The sequence below is a fragment of the Frankia alni ACN14a genome, from assembly GCF_000058485.1.
Classification (GTDB): domain Bacteria; phylum Actinomycetota; class Actinomycetes; order Frankiales; family Frankiaceae; genus Frankia; species Frankia alni.
Window position 1 is genome coordinate 4054005 of the sequence record NC_008278.1, and the last position, 14875, is coordinate 4068879.

Consider the following 14875-nt stretch of genomic DNA (forward strand, 5'->3'; position numbering starts at 1 on the left):
CCCGCGTCAGCGAGCAGGCTCGGCCGGGCGAGCAGGCTCGGCGGGGCGGGCCTGGCGGGCGGCGATACGTTCGGCGGTCGGCCAGCGCACGTCGTGGGCCCAGCCCAGGCGTTCGAACCAGCGGATGAGCGCAGCGCTCGGGTCGAGCTGACCGGGCAGGACGCCGTGGCGGGCGCTGGTGGGGTCGGCGTGGTGCAGGTTGTGCCAGGACTCCCCCAGCGACGGCACGGCCAGCCACCAGACGTTGCGCGACTGGTCGCGGGCGGTGAAGGGCCGTTCGCCGATGAGGTGGCAGATCGAGTTGATCGAGAACGTGACGTGGTGAAGCAGGGCGATGCGTACCAGGGAGCCCCAGAACAGGGCGGTGAGCGCGCCCTCCCACGACATGCTCCACAGTCCGCCGGCGATCGGCGGGATCAGGACCGAGGCGGCGACGCACCAGGGGAACGCGGTCGCGACGGCGGCGACGTCGCGGTCGGCGAGCAGATCGGGGCAGAAGCGTTTCGGGCAGGTGCGGTGGCGGTTGAACAGCCAGCCGACATGGGCGTGCAGGAAGCCCCTGGTCACACCGACGGCGCTGCGGCCGAAACGCCACGGTGAATGGGGATCGGCGGCGGAGTCGGAGTACTTGTGGTGGCGGCGGTGGGCGGCGACCCAGTCGGTGACGCTCATCTCGACGGCGAGGCTGCCGGCCAGGGCGAGGCCGATGCGCAGCGGCCGGCTGGCCTTGAACGAGCCGTGGGTGAACAGGCGGTGGTAGCCCACGGTGATCCCGAAGCCGGAGACCAGGTACATCACCGCGGCGATGACGACGTCGTGCCAGCCCAGTCCGTGTCCCCAGGCCACGGGCACCGCCAGGGCGACGGCGAGCAGCGGGACGACGAGGAACAGCAGGAGCAGGATCTGCTCGAGGGGGGTCTTCAGGCCGGGGGCGATGTCGGGGCGGGCGGGCGGGCCCGCGTCGACACGCTGGATTGTCGATTCGATCGATTCGGAGGACACATATTTCCTCTCACGAGGGTCGTCGGATACCCGGCAACCCTCGTCGGTTCTCCGAGCCGGGTCACGGGTGCTGGCCACCGGAAAGCCGGTTCGGGTCCGCCTCAACAGTAGACGGGGGCGTGCCCGCCGGTCGGCGGCGGCGCGCGTCAGGCACGATCGGGGGACCATGACACTCACCGACCACCTTCCCGCGTCCTCACCTCCGGTCGCCGGCGCCGCCGTCGATGTACCCGGCGAGCCGGACCCGGACACCCTCTACGACGCCTTCACCGCCTGGGTCGCCGAGCAGGGCCTGGAGCTCTATCCCGCCCAGTCCGAGGCGCTCATCGAGATCGTTTCGGGGTCGAACGTCATCCTGGCGACGCCGACGGGGTCGGGGAAGAGTCTGGTGGCGGCCGGGGCGCACTTCGCGGCGCTGGCCGCGGGGCGCCGCACGTTCTACACCGCGCCGATCAAGGCGCTGGTGTCGGAGAAGTTCTTCGCGCTGTGCGCGATGTTCGGGGCGGCGAACGTCGGGATGATGACCGGTGACGCCTCCGTCAACGACACGGCGCCGATCGTCTGCTGCACGGCGGAGGTGCTGGCGAACATCGCGCTGCGCGACGGGGTGGACGCCGACGTCGGTCAGGTCGTCATGGACGAGTTCCACTACTACGCCGATCCGGAGCGGGGGTGGGCGTGGCAGGTGCCGCTGCTGGAGCTGCCGCGCACCCAGTTCGTGCTGATGTCGGCGACGCTCGGCGACGTGTCGATGTTCGAGGCGGACCTGACGCGGCGCACCGGGCGGCCCACGGCGGTGGTCCGCTCGGCGCAGCGGCCGGTGCCGCTGTTCTACCGGTTCGTCACGACGCCGCTGCACGAGACGATCGGGGAGCTGCTGGAGACCCATCAGGCTCCGGTGTACGTCGTGCACTTCACCCAGGCGCAGGCGTTGGAGCGGGCGCAGGCGCTGATGAGCGTGAACGTGTCGTCGCGGGCGGAGAAGGAGCAGATCGCGGCGATGATCGGAAGGTTCCGGTTCGCCGCGGGGTTCGGCAAGGTGCTGTCCCGGCTGGTGCGACACGGCATCGGGGTGCACCACGCGGGGATGCTGCCGAAGTACCGCCGTCTCGTCGAGCAGCTCGCGCAGGCGGGGCTGCTCAAGGTGATCTGCGGGACGGACACGCTCGGGGTGGGGATCAACGTTCCGATCCGCACGGTGGTGTTCACGTCGCTGTCGAAGTACGACGGGACGCGGGTGCGGCTGCTCTCGGCGCGGGAGTTCCACCAGATCGCCGGGCGGGCGGGGCGGGCCGGCTACGACTCGGTGGGCAACGTCGTCGTGCAGGCCCCGGATCATGTGGTGGAGAACATGCGGGCGTTGGCGAAGGCCGGCGACGATCCGAAGAAGCGGCGCAAGGTGGTGCGCAAGAAGCCGCCGGAGGGCACCGTCGGCTACGGGGAGCCGACGTTCGAGCGCCTCGTCGCCGCCGAGCCGGAACCGTTGACGTCGCAGTTCACGGTGACACACGCGATGCTGCTCAACGTCGTCAACCGGCCCGGGGACGCGTTCGCGTCGATGCGTCACCTGCTCACCGACAACCATTCGGACTCCGCGACGCAGCGCCGGCTGATCCACCGGGCGATCGCGATCTACCGGGCGCTGCTGGCCGCCGGCGTGGTGGAGAGGCTGGACTCCCCCGACGAGCTGGGCCGCACCGTGCGGGTGACCGGGGATCTGCAGCTCGACTTCGCGCTCAACCAGCCGCTGTCGCCGTTCGCGCTGGCCGCGTTGGAACTGCTCGACCCGGCGTCGCCGACGTACGCCCTCGACGTGCTGTCGGTGCTGGAGGCGACGTTGGACAACCCCCGCCAGGTGCTGCACGCGCAGCTGAGCAAGGCGCGCGGCGAGGCGGTGGCGGCGATGAAGGCCGAGGGCATCGAGTACGACCGGCGGATGGAGCTGCTGGAGGAGGTGACCTACCCGCAGCCGCTCGGTGAGCTGCTCGGCGCGGCGTTCGCGACGTACCGGCGGGGTCATCCGTGGGTCGACGACTACGAGCTGGCGCCGAAGTCGGTGGCCCGGGAGCTGTTCGAGCGGGCGATGACGTTCGCCGAGTACGTGGCGTTCTACGGGTTGGCCCGCTCCGAGGGGCTGTTGCTGCGCTACTTCGCCGACGCCTACAAGGCGTTGCGCCAGACGGTGCCGGAGGACGCGCGCACGGACGAGATCGTCGACCTCACCGAGTGGCTCGGGGAGCTGGTGCGCCAGACCGACTCGAGCCTGCTCGACGAGTGGGAGCGGCTGAGCAATCCCGATCCCGACGCGGCCGCCGGGGCGGGCCTGGGGGCGGTCGACGAACGGCCGCCGGCGGTGACGGGCAATGTCCGGGCGTTTCGGGTGCTGGTCCGCAACGCGTTGTTCCGCCGGGTGGAGCTGGCCGCGCTGCGCCGCTACGACCTGCTCGGCGAGCTCGACGGCCCGGGGGCCGGCGTCGGTCTGGGAGCCGGCGTCGGCCTGGGGGCCGGCGTCGGTCTGGGGGTGGGATCGGCCGGGGGGGACGGTCCGGTGTTCGACGCGGCGGGTTGGGAGCAGGCGCTGGCCGGCTACTACGCCGAGCACGACGAGATCGGCACCGGCCCGGACGCGCGCGGGCCGGGGCTGCTGCTGCTCGACGAGCGGCCCGGGATGTGGACGGCGCGGCAGATCTTCGACGATCCGGCCGGGGATCACGACTGGGGCATCAGCGCGGAGATCGACCTCGCCGCCTCCGACGAGGCCGGGGTGGCGATGGTGCGGGTGACCGCCGTCGACCGGCTCTGACGCGGCGGCGGCGGGCACACCGTCGGGCCCCTTTCGACCGGAGTCACCCCGCGATCCGGGCCGGGGTGCGCAACCTGGGCGGTATCGTCACCGTGTGAGTACCGTACGGGTCTTCCTCCTGGATGACCACGAGATCGTCCGCCGGGGAATTCGGGAGATGCTCTCGGAGACCGGTGACGTCGACGTCGTCGGCGAGGCGTCCACCGCGGCCGAGGCGCTGCGCCGGATCCCCGCCACCAGACCGAACGTGGCGGTGCTCGACGCGCGACTGGAGGACGGCAACGGCATCGACGTCTGCCGTGACCTGCGCTCGGCGCATCCCGAGATCGGTTGTCTGATCCTCACCTCCTACGACGACGACGACGCGCTGTTCGCGGCGATCATGGCCGGCGCCGCCGGCTATCTGCTCAAGCAGATCAAGGGCACGGATCTGGTCGGCGCGATCCGCACGATCGCCGCCGGCCGCTCCCTGCTCGACCCGGCGGTCACCCAGCGGGTGCTGACCCGGCTGCGGGAGGGCCCGGCGGAGGACCGCAAGCTCGCGGCGCTGGGCGAGCGGGAGCGCCAGATCCTCGTGCTCATCGCCGAGGGTCTGACCAACCGTCAGATCGCCGGGCGGATCCACCTGTCGGAGAAGACGGTCAAGAACTACGTCTCGGCGATCCTGGAGAAGCTGGAGCTGTCCAGCCGCACCCAGGCCGCCGTCTACGCGACCCGCATCGACAAGTAGCGCCCGGCCCGACGCCGGGCCGGGCGCTACCGGGCCGGGTGGCCCAGGCCGGTGCGGCCCATCCCGGCGCGGCCCAGTCCCGGCCAGCGCGCCCCACGGCCCCACTCCGGCCCCATCCCCCACGTCGACGACGACCCACGCGCCGCGGCGCGTCGGTCGCTGGTCGTCGGTCGCTGGTCGTCGCGCCCACGGGCCGCGCAGGGGGTCTGCCGGGCAGGGGGCCGTGCCGTGCGGGGCGCCGTGCCGAGCGGGGCGGCCGGTCAGTCGAGGTGGCTCTGGACGGCCTGCAACGCCTCGGCGACGGTGACGGCGGTGCGGATCACCGCGGCGCGCGGCCACGGGTCGGCGCGCGCGGCCATCGCCCGGTGGATGGCCACCGTGGCCTCGGACGGGTCGGGGCCGGCGGCCATGCGCCGGGCGATGCGGGCCGCGGCGACCTCGGGCGCGGTCACGCAGTGCAGCTCCACCAGGTCCGCGCAGACGTCGGCGGCGACCGCCGCGGCGGCGTCGCGGTGGCGCGCGCTCGACCAGGAGGCATCGAGGACCACGCTCTCCCCCCGGCACAGCGCCGCGCGGGCCCGGCGCAGCATCTCGGCGTAGGTCGCGTCGGTGATCTCCGGGGCGTAGCGGCCGACGCCGAACTGGGCGTCGAACCCCCCGGCATCGGCGTCGGCACCGGCATCGGCGGCCGGCGGCGCCGTGTCGGCGGCGGGCTGCTGGTGCGGGGCTTCGGCGGGCGGCTCGCCCACGAGCTCCTGGCGGATGATGTCCGAGCGCAGCAGCACCCAGCCGTCGCCGACCTCGGCCAGCCGACTGGCCAGTGTCGTCTTGCCGGTGCCGGGCAGCCCGCCGACGACGACCAGGCGGACGCGCCCGGCCCGCAGGTGGCGGTGGGCGACGGCGAGCAGCCGGCGGGCGTTCTCCGCGGCGTCGGGATCCCCCTGGCCGCCGCGGATGCAGGCCACCTTCGCCCGCACGAACGCCCGGTAGGCCACGTAGAAGTGCTGCAGGGACCGGGGATGCACCTCGCCGCTGAACTCGCGGTAGGCCTCCAGGAACTCGGCGGCCTCCTCGGGGGCGCCGAGCCGCTCCAGGTCCATGGCGAGGAAGGCGACGTCGCCGAGGACGTCGCCGAAGCGCAGCCGCGGGTCGAACTCGATGCAGTCGAGGATGCGGGGGCCGTCGTCGAGGCAGAAGATGTCGTCGGCGAGCAGATCGCCGTGGCCGTCGCGGATCCAGCCGGCCCGGGTGCGTTCGGCGAGCAGCTCGGCGCGGCCGGCGAGGTAGCGCAGCGCCAGGCGGCCGATGTCGTCGACGACCGCGGCGTCGAGCTGGGTGCCGCGGTAGGCGGCGATGCCAGCCATCCCCTCGCGCCACAGGTCCTCCAGGGTGGCCTGTTCCCCCGCGGTGGCGATCAGCGGGGACGTCTCGCACCGCTGGTGGAACACCGCCAGCGCCCGGGCGACCGAACGCAGCGCCGGGCCGAGCAGGTGGCCGCGGCGCACCAGGGTCGACAGCCGACGGCTGGTCGGCATCCGCCGCATGACGACGAGATGGTCGATCACCTCGCCGGAGTCGTCGCGCAGGTCGGCGACGCCGAGGTAGACGTCGGGGGCGAGGCGGCGGTTGAGCGCCACCTCCGCCAGGCACACCGCCTCCCGGGTCCGCCGGTCGGTGAAGTCGAGGAATCCCAGGTTGACGGGCTTCTTGCGCTTGTAGACCCGGTCGGCGGTCAGATACAGCACGGCGCTGTGCGTCTCGCGGGTCTCGGTGGCGGCGAGTTCGGCCAGTGACGGGGCCGGTAGTCGGGGGGGCACGGACGCGCCGGCGGAGGGCCCCGGCCAGGTCGGCGCCGTCTCGCCGCCCGGCCTGGTGTCGCCCGGCCTGGTCGCGGCCGATGGGGCGCCGGCCGGGGAGGCGCCCGGCGCGGCGATGCCGGCTGACGCGATACCGGCTGACTCGATACCGGCTGACTCGATACCGGCTGACTCGATACCGGCTGACTCGATACCGGCTGAGGAGATGCCGGCTGGGGAGGTGTCGGCCGAGGAGGCGCCCGGCGGCGAGCTGCCGGGCGGTGAGCTACCGGCCGACGACGTGCCGGTCGGCGACGGGCTGGCGGCGTCGCGACTGTCGCCGGCCCCTGCGCCGGGCAGGGCATCCCGCACATACTGGACGGTCATGGCCTCTCCCGGAGTTGCGTGAAAGTCTCACGATCCTGACGGTCGACGCCCCGTTCCACCGTCGAACAGTCGAACACAGGCGTTCGATGGTTCTCCTTCGTCATGCTCGCCGTCCGTAGGCGATCTCACGACCGCCAGAGGTTGCCTACCCGGGGGACGTTCGGACCACCCTCGGTGGACATCCGTCCCGGATCAGGGCCGTGCCCTGCACGCCCGGCCACACCGGCCGAGTCTGGGGGCCCCTCGGCCGGCAGGCGGGGCGACCCTCAGCGGTCCTCGAACTGGCGCAGGAACGCCACCCGCTCGGCGCTCGCCCGGTCGACCGCGGCCTCGGCCCGGGCGAAGGCGTCGTCGTCGACTAACAGCTCCCCGCAGTACCGGTCGACGAGTCCGGCGAGGGTCAGCAGGATCGTGCGCAGCTCGGCCGGGGTCGCCGCGATCCACGGCCAGGTATTCTCCCGCATTCCGTGAACCGCGTGCAGAATGTCCTGGACGCTGAGCGCGCGTGGCCGGGGTGCCAGCAGGCCGTGGACTGCCGGCGGGGAATCGGCCGACCACATCCCGATCCTGGCGCCGAGCGCCCAGGACGTCCACGGATCGCAGGCGACGTCGAACATTCGTCGGCCGCCCCGGAACTGTACGTGCCAACAGGTCCGTTTGGCGAGGAAAAGGCCGTACTTCTCGGCCAGCGGCTCCAGAATCTCCATCGCCGCCAGGTCGAACTCGGCGCCGGCTCGCCCGCCGGCTCGCCCGCCGGCGCCGTCGTCGCCGTGCTCGTGTCGCATCGCCAGCCACCTCAGCCTTCCGGTCCGAGCCCCCGCCGATCGGTTGCGCGGGCCGGCGGGGCACGCCTGCGTCGCCGGGCCGCGCCAGCGACGCCGACGGCTTTGAGAACCCGCGCTGAACTGTAGAAGACAACCGGGGATCGTGTAACGGAAACCGAGCCGCTTGTCCCCGGGATCGTAGATTGTTGGCCCGTCCGACCAGGGCCGCGCAGGTCAGCCGCTCCCGGAAATCCGAAACGGGACGACAAACAGGTCACGAGTCGACGGGGTTGACCTCTGAACGACAAAGAGAACCGCAGGTCAGCCGATCGAAGCAGTACCACGAAAACCGACGGTGACCCAGCGGGGACGCATCGCCGGCGACAGGACAACCCGACGGTTCCACCACGGACGGGCCATCTGGAGACCACGAAGGACCCACAGACCATCTCGACCGGGCGGGCATCCCTGCCGAGCGCCGCGCGCGGGCAACCAGCCCGGCGACCGACGGCGGGCCGCAGGTCACGCCCCCGACAGTCGCAGGTCGTGCACCGGACAGCGGACGGGGGGCAAACGGTGGTCACGCGCCGGGGCGACCTCGGTAGCATCGCCGCAATCACCGCGCCGGCGCGCCTGCGGGCGAGCCGCCGACCAGGTCCGCGGCCCGCCTCGGACGGGCCGGGCGCGGCGCCCGGCCGGAGAGCCGGACCCGCACACCCTGGGAGCACCGATGACCTCGCCATGGCAACCGCAGGACCAGCCGCACGGCTACCAGGGGCAGCCTGAGCACCCCGACCAGAAGCCCGCCGCCCAGGGCCAGCCCGGATACCCCGAGCAGCCGCCACCCGGCTACCAGCAGGGCTATCCGCATCAGCAGGGCTACCCGGGCCAGGACGGCTATCCGAGCCCGCCTCCCGGCTACCAGGGGCAGCCCGGCTACGAGGGACAGCCCGGCTACCAGAACCAGCCCGGCTATCAGGGGCCTGCCGGTTACCAGGGACAGCCCGGCTACGAGGGACAGCCCGGTTACCAGGGACAGCCGGGCCAGCCCGGTTATCCCGGGCAGATGGGCTACGGTCCGCCCCCCGGCTACGGACCGCCCCCCGGGTACGGCGGCGCGGCGCCCTACGACCCGTCCGCCCCCTTCGGCCGGCATCCGCTGACCGGGGAGGCCTACTCGGACAAGCAGAAACTCACCGCCGGGCTGCTGCAGATCCTGCTCGGCGGCGTCGGTGCCGGCCGCTGGTACCTCGGCAACACCGGCATCGCGCTGGCGCAGCTGTTCACCTGCGGCGGGCTGGGCGTCTGGGCGTTGATCGACGGCGTGATGATGCTGACGGGCAACGTCCGCGACCGACACGGCCGGCCGTTGCGTGACTGAGCCGCCTCCGGCCACGGACCCCGCCGACGCCGACGCCGAGGCCCGACCCGAGTCGCCGCCGGCGGCAACCGGGCCGGGCCGGCGCCGCGCCGCGGTCTGGGGGGTCGTCGCGGCGGCCGTGGCCGGCCTGACGTACCTGGCAGGCCATGATCCGCACGACCCGTCGACGGTGATGCCCGGCTGCCCCATCCACCGTGCGACGGGCCTGGACTGCCCGGCCTGCGGAACCCTGCGCGCCACCTACGACGTGCTGCATGGACGGTGGGCGGCGGCCGGCCACGACAACGTGTTCGTGCTGGCCTGCGCCCCGCTGCTCGCCGGCCTGCTGGCTCGCCAGGCCCGGGCGGTGCGCGACGACCGGTACGCCCCCCTGCCCGCGCCGCTGGCCTACGGGCTCGGCGGCGCGGCGCTGGTCTGGATGGTCGTGCGCAACCTGCCCGGCTGGCCGCTCACCCCCGGCTCGCACGGCTGAGCGCCGTCCGCCCGTCTGTCGGCCGATGACGGACCCCGATTTGGATGATCATCTTGGCGCCCCGCACCGTCAACACCGTTGATTATCTTGACGTCGGCATGACGGTTCGGTCGTCAGAGGGGGGTCGGGGTCGCGTCCGGCGGCGCGGCGTGGTTCCGCGGAACCGCGCACGGATCAGAAGTGGCTGCGCACCCTAGCGACGGTCGGGCTCGGAGCCGACCAGGCCGGAACCGGCCTGCGCCGGCTGATCCGGGATCCCGACGGCTCCGGCGTCGACCGCGGTGCCCGCGGCGGCCTCGATCCCGGCCTCGGCCTCGGCCGGCGCGTCAGCCCCCGCGCGTACCGGGAAGGCCAGCGCCTCCATCTGCGCGCGACGGTCGGGCGGGATGACCGTCGGGCGGCCCTCGACGAGGTGGACCAGGATGCTGTCGCACAGGCCGAGGCAGACGCCGTCGCGGAACAGGCCGGCGCTGTGCACGAACGACGTCGTGCCGATCCGGCCGACCCCGCAGCCGACGACGTACGTCGCGGGATAGCGCGCCTCGGCCAGGTAGTGGATGGAGATGTTGGCGACGACGAAGGTGAAGTTGTCGAACGGCACCGGCCTGCCGCCGGTGAAGATCCGCCAGTCGAGCGTGATGCGGGCGTCCTCGTAGAAGGAGGCCAGCGCGACGTTGTTCAGGTGACCGTTGCCGTCGAGGTCACTGAACCGCGCCTGGACGGGGTGACTGAGCGGGTAGCTGGCGAGGCTGAGCCGCTCGGGATCGCGTCTGGGGTCCATCTCGCCACTGTGCACATCCGCGGCGTCGACGGGGCCGCGGTGCAAGCAATCTCTCATCGGCAGGCTCCCAGCGGCGGACTCATCCCGTCTGACCTGCGCCCGGCGGTCCTAGCCCGCGTCGTGCACCGGGACGCCGTCGATGATCGTCAGACGGACCTGGCCGGCGGACGGGTCACGCAGGGCCGCGCGCAGGGGCCGGCGCAGCAGGCAGAGATCGGCGCGCGCACCGGGGCGCACCCGGCGCGGGCGGGACGGGTCCGCGGGGTCGCCGAGGAACAGCGCCAGGGCCGCGGGGGCGTCGAGGCGTTCGTCGGCGCCCAGGACGATCCCGGCGGCGGTGCGCCGGGTCATCGCGGCGGCGACGGCCCGCCACGGGTCGGGATGACCGAACGGGGCGTCGGTACCGGCGGCGAGGCCGATGCCGGCGCGCACGAGGGAGGCGGCCGGGTACAGCGACGCCGGATCCTCGTCGGTGACGTCGACGAGGTAACGGTCGCCCCGCTCGGCGACGAAGTTGGGCTGGGTGACCACGACGAGCCCGGCGCGGCGCACCTGCCCGTACAGCTCGCCGGGCAGGACGGCGCCGTGTTCGAGGCGGTCGCCGCGGCGCGGGCCGGCGAGGTCGAGCGCGGCGAGGGTGAGCACCGTCTGGACCCGGGTCACGCAGTGCACGGCCACCGGGTGGCCGGCACGGTGCGCGGCGGCGAACCGGGCGGCGAGGGTGTCGAGATCGGGCAGCGTGTCGTCGTCGAGGATCACCTTCACCGGCCCGCCGACGACACGGCCGCCTTCGGCCGGGGCGTCCGCAGCGACGGTGGGCTGCGGTTCGGGGCGCATGACGGTGGGCTGCGGTTCGGGGCGCATGAGGGTCAGCCGCTGCGGCAGCTCGCCGGTCGCGGCGGCCGCGGCGAGCGTCCGGTGGTGCTCGGGGGTGCGGCCGGGGGTCGCGTCGGTGAACCCGGTGATCCCCGCGGCGACGGCGGCGCGGCCCACGGCGGCGAGGTCCACGGCCACCGGGGGCAGCGCGGCGGCGTGGCGGCGCAGCCAGCCGTCCATCCGCCACAGCCGCCCGGTGGGCGCCCCGGAGGCGTCCCGTTCGACGCCCGGCAGATCGGCACCGTCGATGCCGGCCAGGCGCAGCGCCGGCGAGTTGAACACCCACAGGGCCCCGCCGCGGTGCTGCACCCGCACCGGCCGGTCGGGCAGCAGCGCGTCGAGGAGGTGCCGGTCGAGGTCGCCGGCCACCGACGGGTGGTAGCCGACCGCCCGTACCCACCGCTGCGGACCGGTGCCCGGCGCCGCGCGCAGCGCCGCACGCAGCCCGGCGGCGTCGACGACCTCGGGCGGCCCCGCCCGCACCGACGACGCCGACGCCGCCAGCGACAGCAGGTGCACATGATGGTCGTGCAGGCCCGGCAGCAGCGCGCCACCGGCGGCGTCGAGCACGTGCTCCCCCGCCCGGGGGCGCAACGGCTCGGCGCTGACCTCGGCGATCCGTGCGCCGAGAATCCGCACGTCCGCGACCCGCGCGGGCGGCAACGCCCCGCTCAGCGCGGTCTGTGCGGTCAGCGCGGTCAGCTCCGCCCGGCGCACGAGCAACGTCCGACGCTGCGGTTCCTGCGCGGAGCGGCCCACCCCCGCCACCCTACGGCCACCGGCCACCGGCGCGGCGGGCCGCGGACCGGGACGACGACGGGCACGGTGAGCTACTCTCCGGCATCGCTCTGTACCCGCTCGATCCGTACCAACGTCGATCAGCGCATCGTCGATCAGCACATGTCGATCCGTTCGACGTCGATCCGTTCGACGTCGATCCGTTTCAACGTCGCGAGCCAGGCCGGCCGCCGATCCGGGCCGGGCGTCGCCGGGCGCGACCGACCGTGGGGAGGCCGCGGTGCAGGTGAGCAACGCGCAGGTCCTCGACCTCGACGACCTGCGCGCCTACCGGCCGCCGCTGGACGCCCACTTCCCGGTCTACCGCGACCTGGTTGACCACCTCGCCGCCCTCGACGAGTCCCACCTGCATCCGGACGACCCGACCAGCCATGTCCTCGCGGCCTGCGCCGGCTACGCCTACGCCGAGACCGCCTCCACGCTGCTCGACCCGGACCTGCCGCGGGGAGTCAACGCGGTCTCGGCGGCCATGACCCGGCTGGGCCTGCCCGGCTGCCGGTGCCGGATCATCACCGAGCAGGTCGACGCGATGCTGATCCGCTCGACGGCGTTCGTCGTGCAGAGCGCCGACACCCGGGTCGTCATCGTCGCCTACCGCGGCACCGAACCATCGGACCTCCTCAACTGGGGCACCGACCTGGACGTCCACTCCCGCGAGCGCACCCGCGTCCGGCTGGCGGGCACGGCCGTCGACGACCTGCACGCCGGGTTCCACCGCAACGTGCGCGCCACCGCGTTCGAGGTGTTGCGCACCCTGCGGCGGGCGATGGCCGGCCGGTCGATCTACGACACCGACGGCGAGGTCGCCGCCAGTCCCCGCGCCGGCGCCGGCGGCACGACCCGCGTCGGCGGCGCCGGGAGACGGCGGGGGGCGTCGGCGCGGCCGCCGGCGCTGTACCTGACCGGGCACAGCCTCGGCGGGGCCATGGCCGTCATCCTCGGGCTGCGGATCATGACCGATCCGGTGTACGCGGAGCTGCGCCGGGCGTTGCGTGCCGTCTACACCTTCGGCCAGCCGATGATCGGCGGCGACGGGACCGCGGCCGCGTACGCGGCAGTGGTCGACCCGGCGCCGATCGCCCGCTTCGTCTACCGCCAGGATCCGGTCCCCCACCTGCCGCCGGCCACCGTCGGCCGCTACCGGCACATCGGCCGGGAATGGCGCTACGGCGGCGGCAGGTGGACCGACACCACCGGCCGCCCGGCGGGCCAGATGCTCAGCGCGCTCGGGTTCGCCGGGGCGCTGGCCGCGTTCCCGCTCGGCCAGGTCCGGCCGCTGGGTCGGCTGTTCCCGTACACGATCAGCGACCATTTCCCGCACTACTACGTCGACGCGTTGGCCGCCGCCGACGTCTGCGAGTTCGGCGACGACGAGCTCAGCGCCGGCCCCGACGGCCGGCCCCGCCCACGCCGCTGACCGCCTGCCGCCCAGCCGGGACGGTGCACCGGCCCGGGACGGACGGGGAAAGCGCGGGCGCCGGGCGGGTACGCGGCCGATACTGCCTATCCATGGGCAAGACCTACGGGCGCCTCGACGGCCGGCTGCGCGGCTTCATCGAGGAACAGGTCGTCTTCTTCGTCGCGACGGCGCCCCTGTCCGCGCAGGGCAGCGTCAACCTCTCCCCCAAGGGCCGCGCCGGGACGCTCACCATCCTCGACGATCGGACCCTGGCCTACCTGGACTTCGGCGGCAGCCACGCGGAGACCCTCGCGCACCTGCGCGAGAACGGCCGGATCACGCTGATGTGGTGCGCGTTCAGCGGACCCCCGACCATCGTGCGGGTGCACGGGCGCGGCGAGCCGGTGTTCCGTGACGACCCGCGCTTCGCCGCGCTGCTCGCCCGGTTCGACCCGCGGGCGGCCGACCCCAGCGGGCTGCGGTCGATCATCGTCGTGACGGCCGAGCGGATCAGCGACAGCTGCGGCTACGCCGTGCCGTTCCTGGAGTACCGGGAGGAACGAAGCCTGCACCGGGAGTACTTCGGCCGGCGGACCGACGAGGAGTTCGCCGCCTACTGCGAACGCAAGGAGTACAACGGCACGAGCATCGACGGTCTGCCGGCGTTGCCCCTCCCTCTGCTGCCCCTGCCCGATCCCTGGGTTGGCCCGGCCGAGACCTTGAGTGCCGAGACGCGGAGTGTGGAGAACCGATGAGATTCGCCGTCCAGCATGCCGTGGCCGATCCTGCCTGGTCGCCGCGGATCCTCACCCCGGACGCGGTGACCGGCTTCGCGCGGGCCGCGGAGGAGTCGGGTTTCGCCGCGCTGGGGTTCAGCGACCATCCCGCGCCGTCGGCGCGCTGGGTCGACTCCGGCGGGGAGGGCAGCGCCGACCCGCTGGTGTCGCTGGCCTTCTGCGCGGCGGTGACCAGCCGCATCCGCCTGTTCACCTGGGCGCTGGTGGCGCCCTACCGCAGCCCGCTGCTGACCGCCCACCAGGTGGCGACGCTCGACGCGCTGTCCGCCGGGCGCCTGACGCTGACCCTCGGCGCGGGCTACCTGCGCTCGGAGTTCGGCGCGCTCGGCGTCGACTTCGACGGCCGGCTCGCCGCGTTCGACGAGACGGTGGACGTGCTGCGCGCGAGCTGGGAGCAGCCGAGGCTGACCCACAGCGGCGCGCTGCTGCAGACCCGCGGCACCAACATCCAGCCGCGGGTCGTCCAGCAGCCGCACCCGCCGCTGTGGCTGCACGGCAACAGCGCCTGGGGGCGGGAGCGGGCCGTCCGCTACGGGCAGGGCGTCGTCACGCTGCTCACGAACGACACCCTGGCCCGCACGATCCGCACGGCGGCGGTGCCCGGCGTCGACGGGTTCACCCGGGTCGTCGACGACGTCCGCGCCCGGCTGGACGCGGCCGGGCGCCCGCGCGACGCCGTCGACGTGGTGGCCACCGGCATGTGGCCGCAGCTCGACGCCCGCCAGGGCTGGGACGCGGCGGCCATGCTCGACGACGTCGCGACCTACGCCAAGCTCGGCGCGGACTGGATCGTCATCGCGGTCTGCGGCGACGACCCCGCCGCGGCCGAGGACACCGTGCGCCGCTTCGGCGAGGAGATCGTCGCCCACGCCGCGGACCCGGTGTAGCC

Annotated in this window: 12 protein-coding genes; 7 read left to right on the forward strand and 5 right to left on the reverse strand. The window is 73.8% G+C overall.

The genetic code is table 11. The features are described from left to right. Nucleotides 1-6: 6 nt before the first annotated feature. Nucleotides 7-1002: an acyl-CoA desaturase gene (locus FRAAL_RS16540; RefSeq protein WP_011604919.1), complete on the reverse strand. Its 996-nt coding sequence runs from the start codon at nt 1000-1002 to the stop codon at nt 7-9. Between the two features lie 166 nt (nt 1003-1168). Between FRAAL_RS16540 and FRAAL_RS16545 the strand changes: the two genes are divergently transcribed. Continuing rightward, nucleotides 1169-3805 (forward strand): DEAD/DEAH box helicase, encoded by a 2637-nt coding sequence (locus FRAAL_RS16545; protein ID WP_011604920.1) that lies wholly within the window; start codon nt 1169-1171, stop codon nt 3803-3805. Between the two features lie 94 nt (nt 3806-3899). Then, nucleotides 3900-4535 carry a response regulator gene (locus FRAAL_RS16550; protein ID WP_011604921.1) on the forward strand — a complete coding sequence of 212 codons (636 nt, stop codon included), beginning with the start codon at nt 3900-3902 and terminating at the stop codon, nt 4533-4535. 260 nt (nt 4536-4795) lie between these two features. Here FRAAL_RS16550 and FRAAL_RS16555 read toward each other — a convergent pair whose 3' ends face one another. After that, nucleotides 4796-6718 (reverse strand): bifunctional aminoglycoside phosphotransferase/ATP-binding protein, encoded by a 1923-nt coding sequence (locus tag FRAAL_RS16555; protein ID WP_231861038.1) that lies wholly within the window; start codon nt 6716-6718, stop codon nt 4796-4798. A 266-nt stretch (nt 6719-6984) separates the two neighbouring features. Beyond that, the gene (locus FRAAL_RS16560) at nt 6985-7503 is read right to left on the reverse strand and encodes a hypothetical protein (RefSeq protein WP_011604924.1); all 519 of its coding nucleotides are present in this window, start codon (nt 7501-7503) and stop codon (nt 6985-6987) included. A 709-nt stretch (nt 7504-8212) separates the two neighbouring features. Here FRAAL_RS16560 and FRAAL_RS16565 point away from each other — a divergent pair. Both FRAAL_RS16565 and FRAAL_RS35055 read left to right on the forward strand, forming a co-directional pair. Beyond that, complete coding sequence (locus tag FRAAL_RS16565; RefSeq protein ID WP_011604925.1) at nt 8213-8863, forward strand: TM2 domain-containing protein; 651 nt, start codon at nt 8213-8215, stop codon at nt 8861-8863. Further along, complete coding sequence (locus FRAAL_RS35055; RefSeq protein WP_011604926.1) at nt 8856-9335, forward strand: DUF2752 domain-containing protein; 480 nt, start codon at nt 8856-8858, stop codon at nt 9333-9335. The genes FRAAL_RS16565 and FRAAL_RS35055 overlap by 8 nt, the downstream gene beginning before the upstream one ends. 193 nt (nt 9336-9528) lie before the next feature. Here FRAAL_RS35055 and FRAAL_RS16575 read toward each other — a convergent pair whose 3' ends face one another. Together FRAAL_RS16575 and FRAAL_RS16580 are read right to left on the reverse strand one after the other, a co-directional pair. After that, complete coding sequence (locus FRAAL_RS16575; RefSeq protein ID WP_011604927.1) at nt 9529-10116, reverse strand: acyl-CoA thioesterase; 588 nt, start codon at nt 10114-10116, stop codon at nt 9529-9531. 108 nt (nt 10117-10224) lie between these two features. Further along, entirely contained in the window at nt 10225-11751 is a 1527-nt protein-coding gene (locus FRAAL_RS16580) for an amidohydrolase family protein (RefSeq protein ID WP_011604928.1), read from the reverse strand. A 259-nt stretch (nt 11752-12010) separates the two neighbouring features. Here FRAAL_RS16580 and FRAAL_RS16585 point away from each other — a divergent pair, with 259 nt between their 5' ends. From FRAAL_RS16585 to FRAAL_RS16595, 3 genes are all read left to right on the forward strand, one after another. After that, nucleotides 12011-13207: a lipase family protein gene (locus FRAAL_RS16585; RefSeq protein ID WP_011604929.1), complete on the forward strand. Its 1197-nt coding sequence runs from the start codon at nt 12011-12013 to the stop codon at nt 13205-13207. 92 nt (nt 13208-13299) lie between these two features. Continuing rightward, nucleotides 13300-13944, forward strand: a complete 645-nt coding sequence (locus tag FRAAL_RS16590) for a pyridoxamine 5'-phosphate oxidase family protein (protein ID WP_231861039.1) — start codon at nt 13300-13302, stop codon at nt 13942-13944. Further along, complete coding sequence (locus FRAAL_RS16595; RefSeq protein WP_011604931.1) at nt 13941-14873, forward strand: LLM class F420-dependent oxidoreductase; 933 nt, start codon at nt 13941-13943, stop codon at nt 14871-14873. The genes FRAAL_RS16590 and FRAAL_RS16595 overlap by 4 nt, the downstream gene beginning before the upstream one ends. Nucleotides 14874-14875 lie beyond the last annotated feature (2 nt).

Bases quoted from the DNA above. Each gene is read 5' to 3' on its own strand.
- FRAAL_RS16545 (WP_011604920.1), top strand. From the start codon at position 1,169: ATGACACTCACCGACCACCTTCCCGCGTCCTCACCTCCGGTCGCCGGC.
- FRAAL_RS16555 (WP_231861038.1), bottom strand. From the start codon at position 6,718: ATGACCGTCCAGTATGTGCGGGATGCCCTGCCCGGCGCAGGGGCCGGC.
- FRAAL_RS16560 (WP_011604924.1), bottom strand. From the start codon at position 7,503: ATGCGACACGAGCACGGCGACGACGGCGCCGGCGGGCGAGCCGGCGGG.
- FRAAL_RS16565 (WP_011604925.1), top strand. From the start codon at position 8,213: ATGACCTCGCCATGGCAACCGCAGGACCAGCCGCACGGCTACCAGGGG.
- FRAAL_RS16575 (WP_011604927.1), bottom strand. From the start codon at position 10,116: ATGGACCCCAGACGCGATCCCGAGCGGCTCAGCCTCGCCAGCTACCCG.
- FRAAL_RS16590 (WP_231861039.1), top strand. From the start codon at position 13,300: ATGGGCAAGACCTACGGGCGCCTCGACGGCCGGCTGCGCGGCTTCATC.
- FRAAL_RS16595 (WP_011604931.1), top strand. From the start codon at position 13,941: ATGAGATTCGCCGTCCAGCATGCCGTGGCCGATCCTGCCTGGTCGCCG.